General features: G+C 66.2%; 25 protein-coding genes and 1 pseudogene. 20 read left to right on the top strand and 6 right to left on the bottom strand.

Going from position 1 to position 26,154, the window contains the following annotated elements; genetic code table 11:
- The first annotated feature begins 115 nt into the window (after positions 1-115).
- The 3 genes from WOC76_RS14895 to WOC76_RS14885 all read left to right on the top strand — a co-directional run bounded on the left by WOC76_RS14895 (position 116) and on the right by WOC76_RS14885 (position 2,562).
- Positions 116-535 (top strand): rubrerythrin family protein, encoded by a 420-nt coding sequence (locus tag WOC76_RS14895; RefSeq protein ID WP_341105785.1) that lies wholly within the window; start codon positions 116-118, stop codon positions 533-535.
- Positions 536-599: 64 nt separating this feature from the next.
- Entirely contained in the window at positions 600-1,943 is a 1,344-nt protein-coding gene (locus tag WOC76_RS14890; RefSeq protein WP_341431475.1) for a heterodisulfide reductase-related iron-sulfur binding cluster, read from the top strand.
- A 28-nt stretch (positions 1,944-1,971) separates the two neighbouring features.
- A complete protein-coding gene (locus tag WOC76_RS14885; RefSeq protein WP_341105790.1) occupies positions 1,972-2,562 on the top strand; it encodes a DUF3501 family protein in 591 nt (196 codons plus the stop codon).
- A 5-nt stretch (positions 2,563-2,567) separates the two neighbouring features.
- Here WOC76_RS14885 and WOC76_RS14880 read toward each other — a convergent pair whose 3' ends face one another.
- Positions 2,568-2,798, bottom strand: a complete 231-nt coding sequence (locus WOC76_RS14880) for a hypothetical protein (RefSeq protein WP_341105791.1) — start codon at positions 2,796-2,798, stop codon at positions 2,568-2,570.
- A 125-nt stretch (positions 2,799-2,923) separates the two neighbouring features.
- Here WOC76_RS14880 and WOC76_RS14875 point away from each other — a divergent pair, with 125 nt between their 5' ends.
- From WOC76_RS14875 to WOC76_RS14825, 11 genes are all read left to right on the top strand, one after another.
- Complete coding sequence (locus WOC76_RS14875) at positions 2,924-4,513, top strand: peptide chain release factor 3 (RefSeq protein WP_341105792.1); 1,590 nt, start codon at positions 2,924-2,926, stop codon at positions 4,511-4,513.
- 201 nt (positions 4,514-4,714) lie between these two features.
- Positions 4,715-5,143, top strand: a complete 429-nt coding sequence (locus tag WOC76_RS14870) for a hypothetical protein (RefSeq protein ID WP_341388855.1) — start codon at positions 4,715-4,717, stop codon at positions 5,141-5,143.
- Positions 5,144-5,322: 179 nt separating this feature from the next.
- Entirely contained in the window at positions 5,323-6,597 is a 1,275-nt protein-coding gene (gene glyA, locus WOC76_RS14865) for a serine hydroxymethyltransferase (RefSeq protein ID WP_341105795.1), read from the top strand.
- Between the two features lie 93 nt (positions 6,598-6,690).
- Entirely contained in the window at positions 6,691-7,170 is a 480-nt protein-coding gene (gene nrdR, locus WOC76_RS14860) for a transcriptional regulator NrdR (RefSeq protein ID WP_341105796.1), read from the top strand.
- Positions 7,171-8,295 (top strand): bifunctional diaminohydroxyphosphoribosylaminopyrimidine deaminase/5-amino-6-(5-phosphoribosylamino)uracil reductase RibD, encoded by a 1,125-nt coding sequence (gene ribD, locus WOC76_RS14855; protein ID WP_341105798.1) that lies wholly within the window; start codon positions 7,171-7,173, stop codon positions 8,293-8,295. It abuts the gene before it with no gap.
- Positions 8,296-8,316: 21 nt separating this feature from the next.
- The gene (locus WOC76_RS14850; RefSeq protein WP_341105800.1) at positions 8,317-8,922 is read left to right on the top strand and encodes a riboflavin synthase; all 606 of its coding nucleotides are present in this window, start codon (positions 8,317-8,319) and stop codon (positions 8,920-8,922) included.
- Between the two features lie 183 nt (positions 8,923-9,105).
- Positions 9,106-9,588 carry a 6,7-dimethyl-8-ribityllumazine synthase gene (gene ribH, locus WOC76_RS14845; protein ID WP_341105802.1) on the top strand — a complete coding sequence of 161 codons (483 nt, stop codon included), beginning with the start codon at positions 9,106-9,108 and terminating at the stop codon, positions 9,586-9,588.
- Positions 9,585-10,037, top strand: coding sequence for a transcription antitermination factor NusB (gene nusB, locus WOC76_RS14840; protein ID WP_341105804.1), 453 nt, complete (start codon positions 9,585-9,587; stop codon positions 10,035-10,037). The genes ribH and nusB overlap by 4 nt, the downstream gene beginning before the upstream one ends.
- Positions 10,038-10,061: 24 nt before the next feature.
- On the top strand, positions 10,062-11,012 hold the full coding sequence (gene thiL, locus WOC76_RS14835) for a thiamine-phosphate kinase (protein WP_341105805.1): 951 nt from the start codon (positions 10,062-10,064) through the stop codon (positions 11,010-11,012).
- A gap of 162 nt (positions 11,013-11,174) precedes the next feature.
- Positions 11,175-13,367, top strand: a complete 2,193-nt coding sequence (locus tag WOC76_RS14830) for a sodium-translocating pyrophosphatase (RefSeq protein ID WP_341105807.1) — start codon at positions 11,175-11,177, stop codon at positions 13,365-13,367.
- Positions 13,368-13,449: 82 nt separating this feature from the next.
- The gene (locus tag WOC76_RS14825) at positions 13,450-13,815 is read left to right on the top strand and encodes a hypothetical protein (RefSeq protein ID WP_341105809.1); all 366 of its coding nucleotides are present in this window, start codon (positions 13,450-13,452) and stop codon (positions 13,813-13,815) included.
- A 95-nt stretch (positions 13,816-13,910) separates the two neighbouring features.
- Here WOC76_RS14825 and WOC76_RS14820 read toward each other — a convergent pair whose 3' ends face one another.
- Both WOC76_RS14820 and fdhF read right to left on the bottom strand, forming a co-directional pair.
- On the bottom strand, positions 13,911-14,204 hold the full coding sequence (locus tag WOC76_RS14820) for a formate dehydrogenase subunit delta (protein WP_341431474.1): 294 nt from the start codon (positions 14,202-14,204) through the stop codon (positions 13,911-13,913).
- Positions 14,201-17,060 (bottom strand): annotated as a pseudogene (gene fdhF, locus WOC76_RS14815) (formate dehydrogenase subunit alpha). The gene WOC76_RS14820 and the pseudogene fdhF overlap by 4 nt, the downstream one beginning before the upstream one ends.
- A gap of 267 nt (positions 17,061-17,327) precedes the next feature.
- On the opposite strand from fdhF, the gene WOC76_RS14810 reads away from it, so the two are divergent.
- Positions 17,328-19,361, top strand: coding sequence for an NAD(+) synthase (locus WOC76_RS14810; RefSeq protein WP_341105813.1), 2,034 nt, complete (start codon positions 17,328-17,330; stop codon positions 19,359-19,361).
- Between the two features lie 64 nt (positions 19,362-19,425).
- Here WOC76_RS14810 and WOC76_RS14805 read toward each other — a convergent pair whose 3' ends face one another.
- Positions 19,426-19,599 (bottom strand): DUF1328 domain-containing protein, encoded by a 174-nt coding sequence (locus tag WOC76_RS14805; protein ID WP_341105815.1) that lies wholly within the window; start codon positions 19,597-19,599, stop codon positions 19,426-19,428.
- Positions 19,600-19,813: 214 nt separating this feature from the next.
- Here WOC76_RS14805 and WOC76_RS14800 point away from each other — a divergent pair, with 214 nt between their 5' ends.
- Complete coding sequence (locus WOC76_RS14800) at positions 19,814-20,476, top strand: DUF6629 family protein (protein WP_341105817.1); 663 nt, start codon at positions 19,814-19,816, stop codon at positions 20,474-20,476.
- Here WOC76_RS14800 and WOC76_RS14795 read toward each other — a convergent pair whose 3' ends face one another.
- Positions 20,477-21,334: a D-amino-acid transaminase gene (locus WOC76_RS14795; protein WP_341105818.1), complete on the bottom strand. Its 858-nt coding sequence runs from the start codon at positions 21,332-21,334 to the stop codon at positions 20,477-20,479. It abuts the gene before it with no gap.
- 134 nt (positions 21,335-21,468) lie between these two features.
- Between WOC76_RS14795 and WOC76_RS14790 the strand changes: the two genes are divergently transcribed.
- Together WOC76_RS14790 and WOC76_RS14785 are read left to right on the top strand one after the other, a co-directional pair.
- A complete protein-coding gene (locus WOC76_RS14790) occupies positions 21,469-22,872 on the top strand; it encodes a hypothetical protein (RefSeq protein ID WP_341105819.1) in 1,404 nt (467 codons plus the stop codon).
- Between the two features lie 2 nt (positions 22,873-22,874).
- Positions 22,875-23,909 (top strand): M14 family metallopeptidase, encoded by a 1,035-nt coding sequence (locus WOC76_RS14785; protein ID WP_341105821.1) that lies wholly within the window; start codon positions 22,875-22,877, stop codon positions 23,907-23,909.
- 3 nt (positions 23,910-23,912) lie between these two features.
- On the opposite strand, the gene WOC76_RS14780 is transcribed toward WOC76_RS14785, so the two are convergent.
- A complete protein-coding gene (locus WOC76_RS14780) occupies positions 23,913-24,863 on the bottom strand; it encodes an endonuclease/exonuclease/phosphatase family protein (protein WP_341105823.1) in 951 nt (316 codons plus the stop codon).
- 135 nt (positions 24,864-24,998) lie between these two features.
- Between WOC76_RS14780 and WOC76_RS14775 the strand changes: the two genes are divergently transcribed.
- The gene (locus WOC76_RS14775) at positions 24,999-25,688 is read left to right on the top strand and encodes a Crp/Fnr family transcriptional regulator (RefSeq protein ID WP_341388845.1); all 690 of its coding nucleotides are present in this window, start codon (positions 24,999-25,001) and stop codon (positions 25,686-25,688) included.
- Between the two features lie 101 nt (positions 25,689-25,789).
- The gene (locus WOC76_RS14770; protein WP_341105824.1) at positions 25,790-26,107 is read left to right on the top strand and encodes a polysaccharide deacetylase; all 318 of its coding nucleotides are present in this window, start codon (positions 25,790-25,792) and stop codon (positions 26,105-26,107) included.
- The last annotated feature ends 47 nt before the right edge of the window (positions 26,108-26,154 follow it).

The raw sequence follows: 26,154 nt of genomic DNA, 5'->3' as shown, positions 1-26,154 counted from the left end.
AGCGGCCGGGAAATGTCCGAAATCAGTTGGACGCGGGCTAGTTTTGAATTATTCTAAGAAAGCGTCGCCGGAGCCCTTTGCGGGATTCGCGCGTCAATTCTCCTTGGAGGCAATAATGGCATCGCTCAAGGGCAGCAAGACCGAAGAGAACCTGAAGGCCGCTTTCGCCGGCGAATCGCAGGCGAACCGTCGCTATCTCTATTTCGCTCAGAAGGCCGACGTGGAAGGCTACAACGACGTCGCCGCCGTGTTCCGCTCGACCGCGGAAGGCGAGACGGGCCACGCCCATGGCCATCTCGAGTTTCTGGAGTCTGTCGGCGATCCGGCCACCGGCCTGCCGATCGGCAAGACCGCCGACAATCTGAAGGCCGCCGTCGCCGGCGAGACCCACGAATACACCGACATGTATCCGGGCATGGCGCGCTCGGCCCGCGAAGAGGGCTTCGAAGAGATCGCCGACTGGTTCGAGACGCTCGCCAAGGCCGAGCGTTCGCATGCCGGCCGCTTCCAGCGCGCGCTCGACGAGCTGAAGTAAACGATAGGGCTCCCTCTCCCCGTCGAACGGGGAGAGGGCGATTTTCCCGCACGTCAGGACGAACATGAGAGAAGGCAGTCTCGAAGCGCCGATCCGGCATCCGCTGGACTGGGAGAATCCGGATTTCTACGACGAGGCGAAGCTCGACGCCGAAATGCGGCGCGTCTTCGACATTTGTCACGGCTGCCGCCGCTGCTTCAACCTGTGCGATTCCTTCCCGCGGCTGTTCGATCTCGTGGACGAATCGAAGAGCGGCGAGCTCGACACGGTCGCAAGCGCCGACTTCAAGAAGGTCGTGGACGCCTGCACGCTTTGCGACATGTGCTTCCTCACCAAATGCCCTTACGTGCCGCCGCACGAGTTCAATCTCGACTTTCCGCATCTGATCCTGCGCTATCGCGCCGTCGAGGCGAAGAAGCAGGGCGTCGGCGCCATTGATCATGCGCTCACCGAGACCGACCGCAACGGCAAATGGGCGACGCTGATTTCGGGCGCGGTCAATTGGGCGACGCGCCGCGGCAGCCCCCTGCGCGGCCTCGAAGAGAAATACGCCGGCATCGACAAGGGCGCCGAACTGCCGGAATACGCCAGCCAGACGCTCGAGGCCAAGGCAAAGGCCAATCCGCCCGCCCGCGATGAAGCCGCGCCGGCGAAGGCCCGCAAGGCCGTGCTCTACGCGACCTGTTACGGCGACTACAACGACACCTCCATCGGCATGGCGGCGCTCGCGGTGCTGGCGAAAAACGGCGTCGAGACCAAGGTCGTGCATCCCCATTGCTGCGGCATGCCCAAGCTCGAACAGGGGCTGCTCGGCGAAGTGGCCGAGGCCGCGCGCAAGGTCGCCGCCGCCTTCGCGCCCTATATCGACGAGGGCTATGACATCGTGGCGCCCGTGCCGTCCTGCGCGCTGATGCTGAAGTTCGAATGGCCGCTGATCCTGCCGAACGACGCGAGTGTGAAGCGTCTCGCCGAAGCGACCTTCGACCTGTCCGAATATGTCGTGGACATCGCCCGCAAGGAAGGGCTCGCCGACGGCATGGCGCCGATCGAGGGCGGCGTAGCGTTCCATATGTCCTGCCATTCGCGCGCGCAGAATTTCGGCCAGAAAGGCGCAGAGCTGCTCAAGCTCATCCCGCAGGCGGATGTCGCCGTCGTCGAGCGCTGCTCGGGGCATGGCGGCGCCTGGGGCTACAAAAAGGGAAATTTCGAGACGGCGATGAAGGTCGGCAAGCCGGCCATGCGCCAGCTCGATACGGCGGGCAAGAAGCATGTCGTGTCCGAATGCCCGCTCGCCGGCATTCATCTGGAACAGGGCATCGCGCGGCTCGCAGGCGACGCGCCGAAGCCCGAGCGCGTCGGCCATCCGATCGTGCTCATGGCGCGTGCTTATGGCGTCACGGGCGAGTAGGCGGCAAAGCGTACGGAGCAGCAACGAGATGACGACACGTCACGAACTCACCCGCGCCGACATCCTCCCTTGGGCGGAATACGCCAAAGGCCGCACGGAGCACCGCCGCCGCGTCACCGCGATCAAGCGGAGCCGCCGCGTCGAGGTCGGTCCCTATGTGACCTTCTACTTCGAGAGCTTCGAGACCATGTGGCTCCAGGTGCAGGAAATGCTGCACATCGAGCGGGGCGGGGACGCGCAGATTCCCGAGGAGCTCGCGGCCTATAATCCGCTGATCCCCAAGGGTCGCGAGCTGGTGGCGACCTTTATGATCGAGATCGACGACCCGCTGCGCCGTTCGCGCGTGCTGGCGGGCCTCGGCGGCATCGAGGAGACGGCCTTCATCGAAGTCGGCGGCGCGCGGGTCTTGGGCAAGGCGGAGGCCGACCAGGACCGCACTTCGGCCGAGGGCAAGGCCAGCTCCGTCCAATTTGTGCATTTCCCCTTCGCCGACGCGGAGGTCGCCGCCTTTCGGGAGCCCAATGCGCGGGTGATTTTGGGGTTGTCCCATCCCAATTACAGCCATATGGCCGTGCTGTCGGAGGCAACGCGGGCGGCGCTGGCGGGGGATTTCGCGTAACGGACTCACTCCCTGGGTCGGCACCGCCATTGCGCGCAAACCTGAACCGTCCTGTGCGGCTCCAGCATGCAGGACCGTCTCGATGTGCATGTCGCGACGGTCCCGGCGCCGCAATGCGGCGTGAAGGCCTCTCGAAGACAGGCGCGCTTGCTGGACAGATGCCAGGCTGACGCTGTGGGGATTTCCGCCAGGCTGAAAGCGAGCAGGGCGGCGGCGGCCAGGGTGATGCGACTCATTTCAAACTCCGTGCCAGGACAGATAGGGTCCTGCCATGGGCGCGGCGATGCGGCCACGGGATTGTTGCGATCGGGCGCGCTTGCCTTTAAGCCGTGCGCCAGACCACTTGGCCAACGAGCTCTCCTTGACGACCCCGAACAACCGAGACCCCGTTTCGCGACGGCGCACTTTCGCGATCATCTCGCACCCCGACGCCGGTAAGACGACGCTCACCGAGAAGCTGCTGCTTTTCGGCGGCGCCATTCAGCTCGCCGGCGCGGTGAAGGCCAAGCGCAACGCGCAGCAGACCCGCTCGGACTGGATGAGCATCGAGCGCGAGCGCGGCATTTCTGTCGTCACTTCCGTGATGACATTCGAATATGCCGATTGCGTCTTCAACCTGCTCGACACGCCGGGCCACGAAGACTTCTCGGAGGACACCTATCGCACCCTCTCGGCCGTCGACTCGGCGGTGATGGTGATCGACGCGGCCAAGGGCATCGAGGCGCGCACGCGCAAGCTTTTCGAGGTCTGCCGCCTGCGCGACATTCCGATCGTCACCTTCGTCAACAAGCTCGACCGCGAAGGCCGCGATCCCTTCGAGCTGCTCGACGAAATCGAGAAGACGCTCGCGCTCGACACGACGCCCATCACCTGGCCCATCGGCTCGGGCAAGAATTTCGCAGGCACCTATCGTTTCGCGACGAAGACGATCCGCAAGATCGACAAGGACGACGAACTCATCGAGACGCGCGGGCTCGACGATCCGATCTTCGACACGCTGCTGCCGCCGGGCGCCGCCGACGCCTGGCGGGACGAAGCCATGCTGGCGGAGGAGGGCTCCAAGCCCTTCGATCTCGCCGCCTTCCGCGAGGGGCATCTCACGCCGGTCTTCTTCGGCAGCGCGCTCAGGAATTTCGGCGTGCGCGACCTGATCGACGCCATGGCCGACTATGCGCCGAGCCCGCGCGCGCAGGAGGCCGACAAGCGCAGCGTCGAAGCGGGCGAGCCCAAAATGACCGGCTTCGTCTTCAAGATCCAGGCGAATATGGACCCCAATCACCGGGACCGCATCGCCTTCATGCGCGTCTGCTCGGGCAAGCTCACGCGCGGCATGAAGGCGAAGCTCATTCGCACCGGAAAGAACATCCCGCTGAATGCGCCTCAATTCTTCTTCGCGCGCGACCGCTCCATCGCCGACGAAGCCTTCGCGGGCGACGTGGTGGGCCTGCCCAACCACGGCCAGCTGCGCATCGGCGACACGCTCACCGAGGGCGAGGAGATCGTCTTTCGCGGCGTGCCGAGCTTCGCGCCGGAAATCCTGCGCCGCATTCTCATTTCGGACGCCATGAAGGCCAAGAAGCTGCGCGAGGCGTTGCAGCAGCTCGCGGAGGAGGGCGTCGTGCAGGTCTTCACGCCGCATGACGGCTCCGGCTCCATTGTGGGCGTCGTCGGCGCACTGCAGCTCGACGTGCTCGCGACGCGGCTCGAAGCCGAATATGGCCTCACGACGCGTTACGAGCAGCCGCGCTTCTCCATCTGTCGCTGGGTGACGTCAGACGATCCCGTGAAGCTCAAGAGCTTCGTCGACTCGCATGGCTCGAGCATCGCGGACGATCTCGACGGCGCGCCGGTCTTCATGTCGTCCTCGGCTTTTCAGCTCAATTACGACGCCGAGCGCAACCCCGACATCAAATTCTCGGATGTGAAGGACTATCAGAAAAAGGCGGCTTGACCGGCTTCGCCGCAGCCACTGCGGCGCCGAGAGAGTCCGGATGGTGGCCCATGACCGGCGAGATGCTTAGACCCTCGCAGATGTGAAGGCCGCGCCGAGATGAGGCGCGCGCCCGCCATGGGCTGGCTCTCCACGAAGCGAAGCAAGGGTTTTTGACGCGCGCCGCCATATCTACCCCTCTGGCTATCGAGAGGGTCGCCGATGTTGCTGGCGCGCGCCGCAGCCGCCATTGTTGTCGCCGCGCTGCTCGCATCAACCCCTGCGCCAGCAAAGGCGTTGCGCCAGGAGGCGGGGGACGCGCGCAAATTCGAGTGCGTCTTCGGAAAAGAGGGGGCGTCGTCCAAGTTGACGATGAAGCTTGCTTCCAGGGACTTCGGGGAGGAGAGCGTCGTTTTCGTCGGCCGCATCTGGCTCGACAAGAAGCCGCTGTTCGGCCAGCCGATCAAATTTCTCTATTCCAAGACCGAAGAGGGCAAGGCCACGCTCGGCGCTGGCGTCCTGACGCAGAAGCGCACGCTCTACTACACCGAACTCTTCATCAACTTCGATCCCGAAAGCGGCAAGGCCACTTTCGAGGCGGCGACCGCCGGCGCGTCGACGACGCTTCAGGGCGATTGCAAGTTGAAATAGTGGGGCGCTTTGTGCAGCCTGTGACGCTACTACGCATCTTGCCGCTCTTCCCGTTGCGCCCGCGTCGTGATAATCGAGGCCCCTCAACTCGCGCGGCATGGAGAGCCGGTTGGTCCCGCGGCAGTCGGGCAGCCGTATTTTTTGCTTATCTTTCGCGCACTTAGGCTAGAGGAAATTCCATGAGCCAGTCCGGTTTCTTCACCAACTCCGTCGCGCAGACCGACCCGGAGCTCGCCAAGGCCATCGAGCTCGAGCTCGGCCGTCAGCGCCACGAGATCGAGCTGATCGCGTCGGAGAACATCGTTTCCAAGGCGGTGATGGAGGCTCAGGGCTCGGTTCTGACCAACAAATACGCCGAGGGCTATCCGGGCAAGCGCTATTACGGCGGCTGCCAGTACGTCGATATCGCTGAAAATCTCGCGATCGACCGCGCCAAGAAGCTCTTCAGCTGCGGCTTTGCCAATGTCCAGCCGAACTCCGGCTCGCAGGCGAACCAGGCGGTCTTCCTCGCGCTGCTGCAGCCGGGCGACTCCTTCATGGGCCTCGACCTCGCGGCGGGCGGCCACCTGACGCACGGCTCGCCGGTGAACCTCTCGGGCCGCTGGTTCAAGCCGATCAGCTACACCGTCCGCAAGGACGATCAGCGCATCGACATGGATCAGGTCGCCGCGCTCGCCCGCGAGCACAAGCCGAAGCTCATCATCGCCGGCGGCTCTGGCTATTCGCGCATCTGGGATTTCGAGGCGTTCCGCAAGATCGCCGACGAGATCGGCGCCTTTTTCATGGTGGATATGGCCCATTTCGCCGGCCTCGTCGCCGCGGGCCTGCATCCCTCGCCGTTCCCGCATGCGCATGTCGTCACCACCACGACGCACAAGACGCTGCGCGGCCCGCGCGGCGGCATGGTGCTGACCAATGACGAGGACATCGCCAAGAAGATCAACTCGGCCGTGTTCCCCGGCCTGCAGGGCGGCCCGCTCATGCACGTCATCGCCGCCAAGGCCGTCGCCTTCGGCGAGGCGCTGACGCCCGAGTTCAAGGCCTATCAGCAGCGCGTGAAGGACAATGCGCAGACGCTGGCGCAGACGCTCGTCGACGCCGGCCTCGCCATCGTCTCCGGCGGCACCGAGAACCATCTGATGCTCGTCGACCTGCGTCCGAAGAAGATCACCGGCAAGGCGGCGGAAGCGGCGCTTGGCCGCGCCCACATCACCTGCAACAAGAACGGCATCCCCTTCGATCCGGAGAAGCCCTTCGTCACCTCCGGCATCCGTCTCGGCACGCCGGCGGCGACCTCGCGCGGCTTCGGCAAGGAAGAGTTCAAGCAGGTCGGCGCTCTGATCGTCGAGGTGCTGGACGGCCTGTCGTCGAAGGGCGAAGAGGGCAACGCCGGCACGGAAGCGGCAGTGAAGGAAAAGGTCCACGCCCTGACCGCCAAGTTCCCGATCTACTGATCGACGATTGCGTTTCCCTCTCCCCGCCTCGGCGGGGAGAGGCTTCTCACCCCATCCCTCTCCCGTCGCCGGGCGGGGGAGTAGGCTGTCCCCATGCGCTGTCCCTATTGCGGCTCCTTCGACACGCAGGTGAAGGACTCGCGGCCCGCCGAGGATTCGTCCTGCATCAGGCGGCGGCGGGTCTGTCCGACCTGCGGCGGCCGCTTCACGACCTTCGAGCGCGTGCAGCTGCGCGAGATCATCGTCGTCAAGAAATCCGGCAAGCGCGCGCCCTTCGACCGTGACAAGCTCATGCGCTCGGTCGAGATCGCCCTGCGCAAGCGCCCGGTTGAGCCCGAGCGGGTCGAGCAGATGATTTCGGGCATTGTCCGCCAGCTCGAGAGCCTGGGCGAGGCGGAGGTCGAAAGCCGCCGGATCGGCGAACTCGTCATCGAGGGCTTGCGTTCGCTCGACGCGGTGGCCTATGTCCGGTTCGCTTCGGTCTATCGCGACTTCCGGGAAGCGCGCGATTTCAACGCCATCATCGACGAACTGGAGAGCGGCGGCGACTTCGCCGACGACGCCGACGACTAGATGAGCCTGCACACAAAGATACTCACGCCCGCGACCGACGACGCCTATATGGCGGCGGCGCTGGCGCTCGGCCGGCGCAACATGGGCCGCACCGCGCCCAACCCGGCCGTCGGCGCGCTGGTGGTGCGCGAAGGGGTGATCGTGGCGCGCGGCTTCACCGCCGAGGGCGGCCGCCCGCATGCGGAGGCCATAGCCCTCGCCGCCGCCGGCGAGGCCGCGCGCGGCGCGACGCTTTATGTCACGCTGGAGCCCTGTTCCCATCACGGCGCGACCCCGCCCTGCGTGGACGCCATCATCGCCGCCGGCGTCGCGCGCGTCGTCACCGCCATGGAGGACCCGGACCCGCGCGTCGCGGGCAGGGGCCACGCCATTTTGCGCGAAGCGGGAATCGAGGTGCTCGTCGGCCCGGAGGCCGCGGCGGCGCGCTGCGATCATCTCGGCCATGTGCTGCGCGTCACCAAGCATCGCCCGATGGTGACGCTGAAGCTCGCGCAAACGGCGGACGGCTACGCCGCCGGCGCCGCTCACGATCCCCGCCTTCGGATCACCGGCCCGATCGCCGACGCCTACACCCATGTCCAGCGGTCGCTGCACGACGCCATCGTGGTCGGCTCCGGCACGGCGCGCGAAGACGATCCGCTGATGACCGTTCGCCTGCCGGGCGTAGACGGGGCCGCGCGTCTGCGCGTGGTGATCGACCGCAAACTCGCCCTCTCGCCGCGCTCGCGCCTCGCCGCTACGGCGCGGGACGTTCCGCTGCTCGTCATCGCCGGCGCCGACGTTCCCGAAGAGGATGCGCGCGCCTTCGCGCATGTCACGGGCGCCGAGGTGGCGCGCGTTCCCACGCAGGAGGGGGCGGTCGACCTGCTGGCCGCGCTCCGGCTCCTGGCCGATCGCGGGATCACGCGCGTCTTCAGCGAAGGCGGGCCGCGCGTGGCCGAAAGCCTGCTGACCATGGGGCTCGCCGACGAGGTGATCCTGCACAAGGGCCTGAAGCCGCTGGGCCGCGAGGGCCGCCTCGCGCTGACCCCCGCCGCCCGCGCCGCGCTGGAGAGGCGTTACCGCATGATCGAAAGCCGCATGCTCGGCCCCGATCAAATGACGCGCTATGCGCGGATGGACTGAGCCGCTGGCGGAGAGAGACGCATGTTCACCGGCATTGTGACAGACATTGGCGAGGTCGTTTCCGTCACGCCGCGCGGCGATCTGAGGCGGCTGCGCATCGGTTGCGCCTATGACGCCGAGACCATCGCGATCGGCGCCTCCATCGCCTGCGCCGGAACCTGCCTCACCGTCGTCGCCGTCGCGCGCGAAGAGGGGCGCACGGTGTTCGACGTCGACGCCGCCGCCGAGACGCTGGCGAAAACGACCGTGGGCGCATGGGCGCAGGGGACGCGCATCAATCTTGAGCGCGCCCTGAAGATCGGCGATGAACTGGGCGGACATATCGTGACCGGGCATGTCGACGGCGTCGCGCGCATTCTCTCCCGCGACGATTTCGACGGCATGGGGCGGTTCTGGATCGAGGCGCCGCATGAGCTCTCGCGCTTCGTCGCGCAAAAGGGTTCGGTCGCGCTCGACGGCGCGTCGCTCACCGTGAACCAGGTCGAGGGCGACCGCTTCTCGGTCCTGCTCATCCCGCACACGCTGGCCGTGACGACCTTCGGCGGGCGCGGCGCCGGAGACGCGCTCAACATCGAAGTCGACATGATGGCGCGTTACGCGGCGCGGTTGAGTGGACGGGACGGCTGACAAGCCGTCGGGCATGTGACATAAGACGCAACTCCAAATCAGCGATATCCGCGGCTTCTCGACCCCCTCCCATCCTCCCCCCACAAGCGGGAGGGGACATGTCGCCGCCTCGATAAGGGCCACGATCTTCGCCCTCCCCGGAACGCGGGCGAGGGTAGGGGACGGGCGCCGGAGTTCAAACGAATGGCAGGTTTTTCTCCCGACGACATCGACGCTGCGCCTGTTCCCGACGCTCGCATCCTCGTCGTCGCGGCCAGGTTCAACGCCGATATTGTCGGCCTCATGCGAGACGGCGCTTTGGCGGCCATCGAGCGGCTCGGGGCGACCGCGACCGTGATCGAGGTTCCCGGCGCGCTGGAAATCCCCTGCGCCGCCGCGATTGCGCTCGACGCGGCGGAGAAAGCCAGCGCGCCCTATGACGGGCTCGTCGCGCTGGGCTGCGTCATTCGCGGCGACACCTATCATTTCGAAATCGTCGCCAATGAAAGCTCGCGGGCGCTGACCGACCTCTCGGTCGCGCGCCGGCTGCCGATGGGCAATGGAATTCTCACCGTGGAAAATGAAGGTCAGGCCGTCGTCCGCGCCGATCCGCGGCAAGGCGACAAGGGCGCGGACGCCGCGCTTGCCGCGCTGGCGCTCATTCGTCTGAAGCGGAGCCTCGCATGAGCCTCGACCAGCGCTCGGCCGCGCGCCTCGCCATCGTTCAGGCGCTCTATCAGATGGAAGTCGCGGGCAAGGGGCTCAACGAGATCTTCGCCGAATTTGAGTCGCACTGGATCGGCCGCGAGATCGAGGGCGTACAATACAAGCCCGCCGAAATCGCCTTCTTCCGCGACGTGCTGCAGGGCGTGCTCACCGACCAGGTGGCCATCGACCGGCAGATCGACCGCGTGCTCTCGGGCGGCTGGCCGCTCGCGCGCATCGAGGCGGTGATGCGCGCGGCTTTGCGCGCCGGCGCCTATGAGCTGCGCGCCCGCAAGGATGTGCCGCCGCGCGTGGTGATCAAGGAATATGTCGACGTGACCGCCGCCTTTTTCGGACAGACCGAGTCCGGCATGGTGAATGCGGTTCTGGACAAGATCGCGCGCGAGGAGCGGCCGGGAGGCATGGGGTGACCCCCTGAGGGGCGAGGCGGGCAGATGAGCAGCCGCTACAGCGAAGACGAACTGATCGCCCGCGTGTTCGCGCCCATCGCCGGCCCCGCCGCGCTCGGCCTGAAGGACGACGCCGCGCTGCTGCCGGCCTCCACCGAGCCGCTCGTCGCCACCACAGACATGCTCGTCGCCGGGGTGCATTTCTTCGCCGACGATCCGCCTGCGGCGATCGCCAGCAAGGCGCTGCGCGTCAATCTCTCCGATCTCGCCGCCAAGGGGGCCGAACCCGCGGGCTTTCTGCTGTCGCTCGCGCTGCCGCCGGACTGGACCAACGACTGGCTCGAAGCCTTCGCCGCCGGCCTCGCGGCGGACGCCGCGGCCTATGGCGCGCCACTCCTCGGCGGCGACACGGCCGCGACGCCGGGACCGCTGGCGATCTCCATCGCGGCGCTCGGGCGGACGCCGCGCTTCACGCCGCGCACGGGGGCGCGTCCGGGCGACGCCGTCTTCGTCTCGGGAACCATCGGCGACGCGGCGCTCGGCCTCATCCTGCGGCGCGATCCCGCGCTCGCGGCGCGCCTCTCGCCGGGCGCCCGCGACTGGCTGCTCGACCGCTATCTGCTGCCGCGGCCGAGGCTCGACCTGATCGGGACGTTGCGCGCCAGCGCCAGCGCCGCCATGGACGTCTCCGACGGCCTCGCCGGCGATCTCGCCAAGCTGTGCCGCGCGTCGGGCGTCAGCGCCCTGGTGGAGGCGCCTCTGGTTCCGCTGTCGACGGCGGCGCAGGAGGCGATCGCGATCGCGCCGGGCCTTCTGGAAACGGCCCTAACGGGTGGAGACGACTACGAAATTCTGTTTACCGCCGATCCGGCTTTCACGCCGCCGCCGGGCGTCTTCCGCATCGGCGCCATTGTCGCGGGAACAGCCGCGCCGGTCTTCCGCGACGCCTCGAAAACACAGATGATTTTCGCAAAAAGCGCGTTCAGCCATTTCTGAACCGCCATTGCCGCTTTGCCGCGTTTCTGGCAGAAAGTCCGCGGAAATTCGCGGCGCCCCGGGCCGATTCGTCGGCGCGGACGCAATCCCTTTTTCCGTTTTGCGCGAACCTTTCGCGACCCTCCCGGCCGCCATGGCCGTGAAACGAAAAGGCGAACCCTAATGGTTTTGTTTCTCACCATCGTCTTCGGACTCATGTCCGTCGCCTACGGCGTAAAGACGTCGCAGGAGCTGCTGGCGGCCGATCCCGGCTCGCAGCGCATGCAGGAGATTTCCGGCGCCGTCGCTGAAGGCGCGCAGGCCTATCTGAACCGCCAGTACAAGACCATCGGCATGGTCGGCGGCGTGATTTTCGTGCTGCTCGTCATCCTGCTCGGCTGGGCGGTCGCGTTCGGCTTCGCCATCGGCGCGGCGCTCTCGGGCGCGGCCGGCTATATCGGCATGAACGTCTCGGTGCGCGCCAATGTCCGCACCGCGCAGGCGGCGACGCAATCGCTCGCGGGCGGCCTCGACATCGCCTTCAAGGCGGGCGCGGTCACGGGCCTGCTGGTCGCGGGCCTCGCGCTGCTGGGCGTCGCGGTCTATTACGCGATCCTGACCTGGTTCGCCGGCTATACGGCCGCCGACCGCGTCGTGGTCGACGCGCTGGTGGCGCTCGGCTTCGGCGCCTCGCTGATCTCGATCTTCGCGCGTCTGGGCGGCGGCATCTTCACCAAGGGCGCGGATGTCGGCGCCGACCTCGTCGGCAAGGTCGAGGCGGGCATTCCGGAGGACGATCCGCGCAATCCGGCGACCATCGCGGACAATGTCGGCGATAACGTCGGCGATTGCGCGGGCATGGCCGCCGACCTCTTCGAGACCTACGCCGTCACGGTCGTCGCGACTATGGTGCTGGCCTCGATCTTCTTCGCCGGTCAGGCCGGACTTGCGAGCGCCGTGCTCTATCCGCTCGCCATCGGCGGCCTCTCCATCGTCACCTCGATCGCAGGCACCTATTTCGTGAAGCTCGGCCAGGACGACACGGAGTGGGGCAAGTTCGCGGCGCCCTACTTCGAGAAGATCGGCCTCAAGAACGACTCCATCATGGACGCGCTCTACAAGGGCCTGATCGCCACGGGCGTGCTCTCCATTCCGGGCCTCTTCCTTGCGACGCTGTTCACCGTCGGCCTCGGCGAGGTCGGCAAGGTCAATGGCGAGCCGATCAACGGCTTCGCGCTGTTCCTGTGTGGGATCATCGGCCTCATCGTGACGGGCGCCATCGTCTACATCACCGAATATTACACCGCGACGGGCAAGCGCCCGGTGGTGTCGATCGCCCAGGCGTCGGTGACGGGTCACGGCACCAACGTCATCCAGGGTCTCGCCGTGTCGCTCGAATCGACGGCCGCTCCGGCCGTGGTGATCGTGCTCGGCATCATCCTCACCTATCAGTTCGGCGGCCTCTACGGCACGGCGATCGCGGTCACGACGATGCTCGGCCTCGCCGGCATGATCGTCGCGCTCGACGCCTTCGGCCCCGTGACGGACAATGCCGGCGGCATCGCCGAAATGTCCGGCCTGCCGAAGGAAGTCCGCCAGTCGACCGACGCGCTCGACGCCGTCGGCAACACGACCAAGGCGGTCACCAAGGGCTACGCCATCGGCTCGGCGGGCCTCGGCGCGCTGGTGCTGTTCGCGGCCTATACGAACGACATCAAGCACTTTGCCGCGACGGGCGTCTCCTTCTTCAAGGGAATGGAGAACATCGACTTCAGCCTGTCGAACCCCTTCGTGGTCGCAGGCCTGATCTTTGGCGGTCTCATTCCCTACCTCTTCGGCGGCATCGCCATGACGGCCGTCGGCCGCGCGGCCGGCTCGGTCGTCGAGGAAGTGCGCCGTCAGTTCAAGGAGAAGCCCGGCATCATGGACGGCTCGGCCCGTCCGGATTACGGCCGCGCGGTCGACATGCTGACCCAGGCGGCGATCAAGGAAATGATCGTCCCCTCGCTGCTGCCGGTCGCGGCGCCGCTCGTGATGTTCATCGTGGTTCTGCTGCTTGGCGGCGGCAAGGCCAACGCCCTTGCGGCGGTCGGCGCTCTGCTCCTCGGCGTGATCGTGAATGGCGTCTTCGTCGCTATCTCCATGACCTCCGGCGGCGGCGCCTGGGACAACGCCAAGAAGTCCTTCGAGGACGGCTTCGTCGACAAGGACGGCGTGAAGCACCTCAAGGGCTCCGAGGCGCATAAAGCCTCGGTCACGGGCGACACCGTCGGCGACCCCTACAAGGACACCGCCGGCCCGGCCGTGAACCCGGCGATCAAGATCACCAACATCGTCGCGCTGCTGATGCTCGCCATTCTGGCGCATTGGGGCTGATCCCGAAAGGATCGTGCGATCTTCAAAAGGGCGGGGGAGACCCCGCCCTTTCTGTTTTCCTGTCCCCGTGAGAAGAGGGCGCATGATCGGCAAAGCGGGAAAGCGCGCGCGGCAGGCGGCCTTGCTCATGGCGGCGCTGCTGTGTTCGGCCTGTCTCTCGAATGTGCAGTCGCTCGGGCCGAATATGGCCCGTCTCGATCTCTCCGGGGTCGAGGCGGGGCCGGAGGACCTGGCGCTCCAGCAGCTTCTGGCGCTTGGCGCGCGGGAGACGCTCGCGCGGGGATATACGCATTTCCGCTTCATCGATTGGGCACCGGGCGCAACGCAGGTCGTGCAGCCGGGCCAGCCGCTCAGAGCCAATTTCGCCGTGACGATCGTGATGTTCCGGGAGGGAGAGCAGGGCTCGAACCCGGTTTTCGACGCGCGCCGGATCGCGCAGGCGCGGTAGCGCCGCTCACCTTTCTCATGAAAAGAAAAGGGCGGGGGAGGGGACCCCGCCCTTTTCCGGCGCAGGAGGCTTCGGGGACGCTCGCCTCGAGCGCCTTACGCTTTCGGGGGGCCGTAATAGCCGGGTTTTTTTTGGGTCTCGTCCTCGAGCAGCTTCGCGCCCTCGACGACATGCGGCGCGAGGCCGGCGCCGCCGGATGCGATGAGCGCCAGCAGCTCCTGACGCATGCGCGGGTCCCAATAGGTCCGCAAGTGATTGCGGATCCCTTCCGCGCGCCGCTCCGGGGGATAGGGCGCGAAGAAGTCTCCGATCTGATTGGCCATCAGAACGATGCGATCCAGCGCCATCACCGGCGCGCCGCCCGGGCCGCTCTGCTGCGTCGCGCTCATTCTGCGGGCTCCAGTTCGCGGGTCGAGGGTCTGGCGCCCTCGGCGGCGCCTGCGCCGGAATGGGCCGCGATGCGCACGACATCGACCGCCGTGACCTTGTATTCCGGACAGTTCGTCGCCCAGTCCGAGAGATCGGACGTTACGGCGTTCGCCTTCGACTTGGCGTGATGGAACGTCGTGTAAACGACGCCCGGATTGACGCGGGCCGACAGGCGGGCGCGCAGCTCGATCTCGCCGAAGCGGCTCGCGACGCGCACGAAATCGCCGTCCTTCACGCCGCGCGCCGCCGCGTCCTCGGCGTTGATCTCCAGCACGTCCTCCGGATGCCAGAGAGAGTTCGGCGTGCGCCGCGTCTGCGTGCCGACGTTGTACTGCGAGAGAATGCGCCCCGTCGTCAGCAGCAGCGGATACTGATCCGAAGTGCGCTCGGCCGTCGGCACATATTCCGTCAGCATGAAGGTGCCGCGGCCATTGGCGCGCGGGAACTTCTCGCGATGCAGAACCTCGGTGCCTTCGGGCGCGCTCTCGTCGCAGGGCCACTGCGCCGAGCCGATGCGGTCGATCAGATCAAAACTCATGCCGCGATAGGCGGGCGACAGCCGCGCGATCTCGTCGAGCACCTCGCCGGGATTGGAATAGGAGGCCGGATACCCCATGGCGTTCATGAACTTTACCGTAATCTCCCAGTCCTGATAGCCCGCGAGCGGCTCCACCACCTTGCGCACGCGCGAAACGCGCCGCTCGGCGTTGGTGAAGGTGCCGTCCTTCTCCAGCGACGACGAGCCGGGGAAAAAGACATGGGCGTATTTCGACGTCTCATTGAGGAAGAGGTCGTGGAGCACGACGCATTCCATGTTCTTCATGGCGGCGATGACGTGATGCTGGTTCGGATCGCTCTGAACCGGATCTTCGCCCATGACATACATGCCCTTGAACGAGCCCGCGACGGCGGCGTCGAGCATGTTGGGCAGGCGCAGTCCCGGCTCGGCGTCGAGCGTCACGCCCCATTCGGCCTCGAAGCTCGAACGCACCGCGTCGTCGGTGACGAAGCGATAGCCGCTGAACACATGCGGCCAGCTGCCGAGACAGCTTCCGCCCTGCACATTGCCCTGGCCGCGAAGCGGGTTCACGCCGACGCCCTCGCGGCCCAGCATGCCGCAGGCGAGCGCGAGATTGCCGAGGCACATCACGCCCGTGGAGCCCTGCGAATGTTCGGTCACGCCGAGGCCGTAATAGATCGCCGATTTCGGACCCTTGGCGTAGAGCCGCGCGGCGGCGCGAATGTCCTCCGGCGCGACGCCCGCCAGCGGGCCGACGACCTCGGGCGCATATTTGTCCGAGCCGACCAGCGACGCCCAGTTCTCGAACTCGCTCCATTCGCAACGCGCGCGGATGAACGCTTCATTGTAGAGCTTCTCACGCACGACGACATGGGCGATGCTGTCGAGGATCGCGACATTCGTGCCCGGCCGGATGGCAAGATGAATATCGGCCGCGCAATGCGCCGATTTCACCGTTTCCGTGCGTCTGGGATCGACGACGATGAGCTTCGCGCCCTGCCGGATGCGCCGCTTCATCAGCGAGCCGAAGACAGGATGGCCCTCCGTCGGATTGGCGCCGACGACCATGATGACATCGGACTGCAGGATGGAGTCGAAATGCTGGCTCGCCGCGCCCCAGCCGACCGTCGCACTCAATCCGAACTGCGTCGGCGAATGGCAAATGCGGGCGCAATTGTCGATGTTGTTGTTGAGGAGGACGGCGCGCGCGAATTTCTGCACGAGGAAGATTTCCTCATTCGTGCAGCGCGAGCTCGAGACAGCGCCGATCGAGCCGCGCCCATAGGCGGCCTGGATGCGCTTGAACTCATTCGCCGCATAGCTGAACGCCTCCTCCCAGGAGACCGGCGTCCATGGATCGTTGATCGACGCGCGGATCAGCGGCGTGCGCACGCGGTCGGGGTGATCATAGTAGTCATAGGCGAAGCGGCCCTTGATGCAGCTGTGGCCATGGTTCGCCTTGCCCTCCTTCCACGGCGTCATGCGCACGATCTTGCCCCCGCGCGTCTCGGCCTTGAAGCCGCAGCCGACGCCGCAATAGGCGCAGGTCGTGACGACCGATTTTTCAGGCTTCAACGGGTTCGGCATGGACGTATTCTCCTTCGAACAAACTTTTTTCAACCAGCGCATGACTGGGACACGCCTGCACGCAGGCGCCGCAGCTCACGCATTCGGATTCAAAGAAGGGCTGATCCTGACTCGCGACAACTTTCGACTCGAAGCTTCTTCCGGCGATGGTGATCGCAAATGTTCCCTGCACTTCGGCGCAGGCGCGCACGCAACGGCTGCACACGATGCATTTCGACGGGTCGAACAGGAAGTAAGGATTCGATGCGTCGACCTCCGCATCGAAATGAGTCTTGCCCTTGCCATAAGGGTGAGTGGCTACGCCTTCCGCCTCGAGCGTTTCGTGGAACTCGCTCCAGCCGCCGTCGATCTCGCTTTCAGGAAAATCCGAGAGATAAAGCTCCAGAACGCCCTTGCGCAGCCGCTGCAACGTTTCCGACTGGGTCTTGACCTTCATGCCCTCGACGACAGGCGTCGTGCAGCTCGCCGGAAAGCCGCCGCGTCCTTCGATTTCAACGAGGCAGACGCGGCAGCTCCCGAAGGGCTCGAGCATGTCGGTGGCGCACAGCTTCGGGATCGGGCGCCCCGCCATGGCGGCCGCCAGCATCACCGATGAGCCGGCCGGAACGGTCACGGGCGCGCCGTCGATCTCAAGAGTGACGGGCGCGCCGTCCTTCGGCGGCGTGCCATAGTCGATGTCGTCCTTCAGGCCGCGAAGTTCGGACCACATTTGAAAATGCCTCCGCTCGTCAATCGGCGCCGACCTTCCCCCCCAGCTCATTCGTCGCCGGAGGCGCGGGCGCTTTTTTAGAACTCTTCAAAACCGCAGTTTAGCGGGCGAAAACACGGGAAATCATAGAAAAAGCGAATTTGAACCTTCGCAAAAACGAATGGATCTGGTTGCGGGACGCAGCCTTATTCGTCTTCGGGGCATGACAGGCGCCGCCGCTTCCGGCATTATGCCGGCTCCCTCCTCGGGCCGCTCGCGCGCAAGCTCATGACCCATCCTTTCTTCTCTCTTCATACGCATGGCTTCGTCCGCGCCGCCGTCGCCTGCCCGGTGGTGCGCGTCGCCGATCCGGCCTTCAATGTCGCGCGCACCATCGAGATGGCGGAAGACGCGCACAAGCGCGGCGCCTCGCTCGCTCTCTTCCCGGAACTCGGCCTGTCGGCCTATGCGATCGACGATCTTTTGCAGCAGGAGGCGCTGCTCGACGCCGTCGATTCGGCGCTCGCCACGCTCGTCGCCGCGTCGCGCGCGCTCCATCCACTGATCGTCGTCGGCGCGCCGCTGCGCCATCGCGGGCGGCTCTACAATTGCGCGATCGCCATTCTGCGTGGGCGCGTGCTCACCGTGACGCCGAAGACCTATCTGCCGAACTACCGCGAATTCTACGAGCGCCGGCATTTTGCTTCGGGGGCCTTCGTCGCGGGCGAGGAGATTTCCGTCGCCGGCGAGCTGGCGCCTTTCGGTTCGGATATTCTGCTGGAGGCGAGCGACTTCACGGGACTTACCATTCACATGGAGGTCTGCGAGGACGTCTGGGTTCCCATTCCGCCGTCGTCGCGCGCGGCGCTCGCGGGCGCGACCGTGCTGCTGAATCTTTCAGCCTCGAACGCCATCGTTGGAAAATCCGATTACCGCCAGACGCTCTGCGCGGCGCATTCGGCGCGCTGCCTCGCCGCCTATCTCTACTCGGCCGCCGGGCAGGGCGAGTCGACGACCGATCTCGCCTGGGACGGCGAGGCCATGATTTACGAGAAGGGTGATCAGCTCGCGCGGGCGCCGCGCTTTTCGGATGAGCCGCAGCTCGTGCTGGCCGACATCGACCTCGGCCGCCTTCTCGCCGAGCGCGCGAGGCAAGGCAGTTTCGGCGATTGCGCCGACGTGGAGGCGGGCGCGACGCGCTACCGGCGGGTGAACTTCGAACTCCGCGCGCCCTGCAACGTCGATCTCGGGCTAATGCGGGACGTGCCGCGTTTTCCCTTCGTGCCGAATGACGACGCGCGCCTCGCGGAGCTGTGTTTCGAGGCTTTCAACATTCAGTCGCACGGGCTCGAGCAAAGACTGCGCGCGGCCGGAATCAAGAAAGTGGTCATCGGCGTGTCGGGCGGCCTCGATTCGACTCATGCCCTGCTCGTCGCCGTGACGGCGATGGAGCGCCTTGGCCTGCCGCGCGAAAACATCCTCGCCTATACGCTGCCGGCTTTCGCGACGAGCGACCGCACGAAGAGCAACGCCTGGCGGCTGATGCGCGCGCTCGGCGTCGCGGCGCAAGAGATCGACGTTTCGGACGCCTGCCGGCAGATGCTGGCGGATATTGGCCATCCCGCCGCGCGCGGCGAGGCCGTCTATGACGCGACCTATGAGAATGTGCAGGCCGGCGCGCGCACCTCTCTTCTCTTCCGGCTCGCGAATTTCCACGACGCCATCGTCATCGGCACGGGCGATCTCTCCGAGCTTGCGCTCGGCTGGTGCACCTATGGCGTCGGCGATCAGATGTCGCATTACAACGTCAACGCCTCCGTGCCGAAGACGCTCATCCAGCACCTCATTCGCTGGTGCGCGCGCGACGCGCGCTTTGGTCCTGAAACCGTCGAGGTGCTCGTCGATATTCTCGCAACCGAAATCTCGCCGGAACTCGTCCCCGGCGTAGAGGCGCAGCGCACCGAGGCTTTCGTCGGTCCTTACGCGCTTCAGGATTTCAACCTGTTCTACACGACGCGCTATGGCTTCAGCCCGGCGAAGACGGCTTTCCTGTCATGGCGCGCCTGGCGCGACGCGAAATCGGGCGCGTGGCCGTCCGTCATCGCCGAGGGCGACCGGCGCGCCTATGATCTTCATGAGATCAAGCACTGGCTCACGGTCTTCCTGCGGCGCTTTTTCGCAACGAGCCAGTTCAAGCGCACGGCTCTGCCGAATGGCCCGAAGGTCAGCTCGGGAGGCTCCCTCTCGCCACGCGGAGACTGGCGCGCGCCGAGCGATTCCTCGGCCGAAGCCTGGCTTTCCGCGCTCGGCGACATCCCTTAGAAAAAAGGACCGGCTGACGCCGGTCCAGGTGGGAGCACCAAAGAGAGAAAAGCGCAAGTCGCCATCAGGCTCGGCGGAGGAAACCCACGACAGCCGAGATGACGAAGAGAACGAGCGCCACCCAGAAGAGAATTCGCGCGCCTTCCACGGCCGTTCCGGCGACGCCGCCAAATCCGAAGAAGGCGGCGATGACGGCCACGATGAGGAACAGGATCGCATAGTGCAGCAGGCTGCCCATGTCGGCCTCCGTGATGAAACTTCACTCCATGGAAAAACGCGCGCCTGCCAGTAGTGTTCCGGCGCAAACGAGGCGGGCCGAAGCGCAAGATAAGAGGCAAGCGGACGGCGGCGCCTCTCGCCCTCGAGGTCTCGACCAGGCGCTTGGCGCGCACTAGATTTTTTCAACGCCGGAAGTCTCCGGCGGATGAAGGTGCGGCTTTCCGGATTGCGCCATGTGCTATTCGCTCGAAGCAAGCATTACGGCCGGAGTCGGCTTGGGTTTGGCTGGCTTTGGAATGGTGTCGAAGGCAATCAGTTTCGATCGGCGAATGCTTCTGTTTGCCGCGTTTCCGCTGGTTTTCGCGCTTCATCAGTTCACGGAAGCCGCCGTCTGGTGGACGGTGGACGATCCAAAGGCGGGCCAGCCCTATCGCTATCTCTACACGCTGATCGCCTTTGCGCTCTGGCCGGTGCTGACCCCTTACGCCGCCGCCCATGCGGAGCTCGACCCGGAGCGCAAACGCCTGTGGCGCATGCTCGGCGGCGTGGGCGTCATTCTCGCCGTCTATCTCGTCGCGAAGCTCGCAGGCGCCGGCGGCATCGACCTCAAGATCGTTCGCCATGCGCTGGCCTATGACCCGCTGTTTGAGCGGCCGCCGCTTCTGGCGCATCTCCTTTACGTCGTGCTGACGGTCGTGCCGCTCGTCTGTAGCGCGCGGCGCGGCGTGGCGCTCTTCGGCTGGGCGGTCTTCGCCACATTCGTCTTCGCGATCGCCGAGAACCGGCCGGCCTGGTATTCGCTCTGGTGCCTGGCGGCGGCGGTTTTCAGCCTCATGCTCGCCTTCGCCATCGAGGAGCAGAGGAGCCCGGCGCCGGAGCTGGAGACGCAGGGCTGATCAGATCGCCGTGGCGCGCGCGAAGTCTAAATAGATGGCGCGCAGCCGCTTCGCTCTTTCGCCCGGCGCGCCGGCCCCGACAGGACGGCCGTCGACGGAGATGACAGGGAGAACCAGATTGGATGCGCTGGTCAGAAAGGCTTCCGCCGCCTCGTGAGCTTCCGCCACAGAGAACGGCCGCTCCTCCACCGTGAGCCCTTCGCTTTCGGCCAGCGCCGTCACGGCGCGGCGGGTGCATCCGGGCAGGATCGCGGCCGAATTGGGCCGCGTCACGATCGCCCCGCCCCTGGTGATGATGAAGGCCGTGGAGGACGAGCCCTCTGTGACGAAGCCCTCGTGATCGACCATCCAGGCCTCCTGACAACCCGCCTCCGTCGCCGCCTGTTTGGCGAGCACCTGCGCCAGCAGGGCGATGCTCTTGATGTCGCGCCTCGCCCAGCGAAGATCGGGGACCGTGAGGACGTTTACGCCCGTCTGCGCCGCCGGAGAGGCGAGGATGTTCTTCTTCTGCGTAAAGCCGACGAGGGTCGGTTTCACGTTCTTGGGGAAGGAGAAGTCCCGCTCTGCCGCTCCGCGCGTGATCTGGAGATAGACGAGCCCCTCCGCAACGCCGTTGCTGGCGACGAGCGCCCGCTGGATCTCGACGATCTCTTCTATCGGCACGGGGCTTTCGAGCCTGAGTTCGCCGAGCGAGCGCAGGAGCCGCGCCATATGTGCGTCATTGTCGATCAGCCGGCCCTCGATCACCGCGGCGACCTCATAGACGCCGTCGGCGAAGAGGAAACCGCGGTCGAGGATCGAGACGCGGGCGTCTTGGAGCGGCGTGAAGACGCCGTTTACATAAGCGATGTCGGACAAGGGGCGGCCCTTTCTTTTCGCGTCCTTCTTACGGCGTCCCTTGGTTTTGCGGTAGCGTCGCCGGGGAGCGATTGTCGACGCCTACTTCCCGGACTCGCTTCCAGGTAATAAAAGCGCATAGACAGGGGGGCGTCGTGGGCGAGGAAATAAAAGCCACAGGCTTCACCGGCGAGGACAAGGCCCGTTTCGCGGCCCGGCTCGCCGAGGAGACCGAATGCGCGCGGGCGCTGTTTGCGGCCGACAAATTCTCGCGCTCCGGCCACATGCTCGGCTTCGAGGTCGAAACTTGGATTCTCGACCACAATTACTTCCCGGCGCCGATCAATCAGCGGCTGCTTGAAACGCTGGACAATCCTCTGGTCGTGCCGGAGCTGTCGCGCTTCAACCTGGAGCTGAACTGTGAGCCGCTAACCCTCGAAGGCGACGCGCTCGGCCGCGCGCAGGACAGGCTGATGGAGGTTTGGCGTCAGTGCAACGAGGCGGCGCATCGCCTCGACGCCAATCTGGTGCTGATCGGCACGCTGCCCACGATTCGCGACGAGGACATGACGCTTGGCAACATGTCCCCGCTCAATCGCTATTATGCGCTCAACAGCGAGGTGCTGCGCATGCGCGGCGGCCGGCCGCTCAGGGTCGACATATTGGGCCGGGAGCATCTCGTCTCCGAGCACCGCGACCTCATGCTCGAGGCGGCGACCACGTCCTTCCAGGTTCACCTCAAGTCGCCCGCCGATCTCGCGCATCTCTATTACAACGCCTCCATCGCCGCCTCGGCGCCCATTCTCGCCGCAAGCGGAAACGCGCCGTTCCTCTTCGGCAAGGCGCTGTGGGAAGAAACGCGCATTCCGCTTTTCGAGCAGGCGGTCGATGTGCCCGGCCCGGCGCGCGTCTGCATGGGCTCGGGCTACGCCGGGCAGTCCCTTCTCGAAATCTTCGAGGAGAATCTGCGCGATTATGACCCGCTGCTGCCCATCGCCTTCGAGGACGGCCCCGACGCCCTGCGCCATCTGCGTCTGCACAATGGCGTCATCTGGCGCTGGAATCGGCCGCTGATCGGCTTCGACGCGGATGGCGCGCCGCATCTGCGCGTGGAGCACCGCATCCTGCCCGCCGGCCCGACCTTCATCGACATGATGGCCAACGCCGCGCTGTATCTCGGCCTCGCCCGCGCGCTGGCCGTTCAGGGCGACAATGGAACGGGCGGCCTCTCCTTCGAGGAAGCGCGGCGCAACTTCTACACGGCGGCGCGCCACGGACTCGACGCCGTGCTGATCTGGACGGGGGTGGGCGAGATCGGCGCCGACCGGCTGCTCACCGAGCGGCTGATCCCGCTGGCGCGGCAGGGGCTCTCCGATCTCGGCGTGACGGATGCGCGCGGCCATCTCGACGTGATCGAGGCGCGGGTGCGCTCGGGCCAGACCGGCGCCGCCTGGCAGCGCAAGGCGCTCGACGCCTGCGACGGCGATCTTTTCGCCATGATGGCCGCCTATTGCGAAGGACAACGTAGCGGCGCGCCCGTGCACGAATGGGATTTGTGAGGATGAACGTGATCGACGCGCCCTGCGCGGTAATGGATCGACTGCCCGAAGGTTTCCTCGATTGCCCGGCGGACAGGCTGAGCGAGCTTCTGCCCGGCCCCACGCTTTTCGATCTGCCGGGGCGCGACCTCGAACCGCTCTTCGTCTCCACGCTGCTGCACGGCAACGAATATAGCGGGCTCGAAGCGATGCAGGCGGTGCTGCGCCGCCATGCGCCGCGCGGGCTCAATCGTGCGCTGCTGTTCTTCATCGGCAATGTGCGCGCCGCCGCCGCCAATGTGCGCACGCTCCCAGGGGAACTCGACTATAATCGCGTGTGGCCGGGGACGCTCCATCCGGACGATCCGCAGGCGGCGATGGCGCAATGGGTCTATGACTACGCTGCGGCGCGCCGTCTTTTTGGGAGCATCGACATCCACAACAACACCGGCTTCAATCCGCATTACGCCTGCGTGCGTCGATTGGAGCCGAAGTTCATTTCGCTGGCGCAACTCTTCTCGCGCACGGTCGTGCATTTCCAGAGGCCGGTCGGCACGCAGGCGGCGGCCTTCGCCGAGCTCTGCCCGGCGATCACGGTCGAATGCGGCAAGGCGGGCGCGGGCTCTGCAACCGCTCATGCGATCGAACTCGTCGATGCGGCGCTGTCCATTTCGCATCTGCCCGAGCACGCGCCGACCGCGCAGGACGTCGATCTTCTGCGCACCTGCGCCATCGTCAAGCCGCCGGCCGGGGCGACCTTCTCCTTCGACGGTTCGCCGGCCGACTTCATGTTCCGGTCGGACATCGACCGTCTGAATTTCAGCGAACTGGAGCCTGGCGCCTCCTTCGGCGTCGCCCGCGCCGGTATGCGGCTCGACATTCTGCCCGGCGACGGCGACCATTCGCCGCCGGATGATTATTTCGCCTACGAAGGGGGCGAGATCACGCTGACGCGCCCGGCCATCCCCGCCATGCTCACCGTCGATCCCCGCGCGGTGGAGCAGGATTGCCTGTGCTATCTGATGCACCGCATCGGCATGGACGGCGCGCCGCTCTGAGCGTCACAATGACAGCCGCGCGACGATCGGCGCGTGGAGCGAGCCGAGGATCGGGTCCTTTGCAAAGACTTCGTCCAGAAGCCCCGCGTTGAGAATGCGCGTCTCGCGACAGGCCCCGGCGAGGGCGTTGGAGGCGAGAATATGGTCGATGAGCTTGGGGCGGCCCGCGTGCAGCACCGTGTAGCGTCGTGACGCCTCGACCCTGTCTTCGAGCGGCGTCAGCGCGCGCGGCCCCTGTTGCGTCTCATTATCCCCGCCGCGCAAGAGCCTCGTTGGCGCGTCATGTTCGTCGGCGTTGAAATCACCGCAGACGGCGAGACGCGCGTCGGGCTCCGCGTCGAAGAGCGTTTCGATGAAGAGACGCGCCTCCAGCGCCTGACCCTCGCGCTTCTGCGCGGCGACGAACTGCCCTTCGATCTGCGACTTGCTCGATCCCTCGCCGCGCGCCGTCGCGACAGGCGCGGGCCTCGGGGCGCGCAGATGCAGGTTGAGTACATGGAGGGGCGGCCCGCCGGGCGTCTCGATGGCGGCATAGAGCAGCGGCCTGTCCCATTCGATGAGGATGGGCTCGGGCGCGACGTCCCCCTCGCTGGGCGGCGGCCATTCCCAGCGGCTCACGATGTCGTGATGAATCTGCCTCGTCGCCCCGATCGGCCAGCGGCTGAGGATCGCGAGGTTGTGCACGTCCGCGGGCGCGCGAGTTCCCGGCCGCAGGCTCGCCGCGCGCGCGTAATGCGCGTAAGGGGTCGCGGCGATCAGCCGGTCGAGCGCGAGATAATCGCGCGGCGCGTGCTTGTGCGGCTTCTGCGCTCCGACCTCCTGAAGGCAGAGCACGTCGGCGTCGAGCGACTCGAGCAGCGGCAGCAGCGCCGCGCGCCGCGCCTCGAACGCCGCCGCGCGGGTCGCGGCCCAGTCGAGGTTTTCGAGATTGAAGGTGGCGATCCGCAGATCCATCACGTCATTGTCGCGCGCCCGCGCCTTCCGCGCCAGAGCGGCGCGGCGGACGCCAACAAAAAACGCCCCTCGACGGCGCCCCAGTTTGGCGGCACTATGCCTCGCGCTTTACTGAGATTTTCCCGGAGCTTCCCAGTGTCCGTTTTCGACGGCATCCCTTTTTTCGCGGGGCTCGACCCTGCGCGCGCCGAGGCCTTCGGCCGCCAGTGCGTCCGCAAGCGATACGACGAGGGCGAGCTGGTGCTCGACTTCGAGGACCCATCCGAGGACGTCTATTTCATCGTCGGCGGCGACGTGCGCGTGTTGGTCCGCACGGCGGCGGGCAAGGAGATGATCCTGGGCGATTTCGGACCGGGCAAGTTCTTCGGCGAAATGGCGGCGATCGACGGGGCCAAGCGCTCAGCCAATGTCACGGCGCTGACCAATGCGGAAATCCTACTCGTCCCGCCCGGAGTCTTCCGCGAGATCGTGCTGCATGCGCCGGAGATCACGGAGCGGCTGCTGCGCCTGCTGACGGCGCGCGTGCGCGAGCTCAACATCAGGCTGTTCGAGCGTTCCGTCCTCGATCTGCGCCACAGGCTTTACTCCGAGTTGTTGCGCATGTCGGCCCCGCGCAAGGGTCACGATGGCCAGTCGATCATCTCGCCGCCGCCGTTCCAACACGATCTCGCAGCGCGGATCGGCTGCCGGCGCGAGCAGGTCAGCCGCGAACTCGGCGCCATGATCGAGGAGGGCACGGCCGAGAAAATCCGCGGCGGCCTCGTTCTCCTTCGGCCGGCTCTGCTCGAAAAACGCGTCCGCGACGCCATGAACGAGGCGGAGTGACGGCCCCGCGGCGTGCGCCCGCGCACACAAGAGTCTAGCGGCGGCCCCTATACATGTCCTTGCTCGCAATCGGGAGTATTGGACGTTCGAAGGGGTCCGCGATGACTGTTCCGTTGACGCCGATCGCAACTTGTCGAGAGATCGCCGGGCTCGGCCCGCATGAAATCCTGCTCGGGGCGGTTCCGGGCGAGAAACACGAGCGCATGCTCGCCGGCTATTGCCGGAACCGCCGCTCGCGGGCGGTCGCCCGCACGAAGGTCGTCGCCGACATTCGCGCTGCGGTCATGCATGGCGCGACGCGGGACGCCGCCGATCTCCTGATCGTCCTGCGCCGTCTCCTGTCCGCCGCTGCGCCCTTCGGCCAGCCTTGCGCGCGGCGCCCATTGCGCAGGCGCCGCCGCGCCAGAGCTGTCGCCTAATGGCAACAGTCGCTTTTTCTTACGACGGGCGTCGCCCGGCCCGGCTC

The sequence above is a fragment of the Methylocystis sp. IM3 genome (assembly GCF_038070105.1).
Lineage (GTDB): Bacteria > Pseudomonadota > Alphaproteobacteria > Rhizobiales > Beijerinckiaceae > Methylocystis.
Note: the sequence above shows the minus strand (reverse complement) of the source record. Positions and strands in the feature narration are given on the sequence as shown.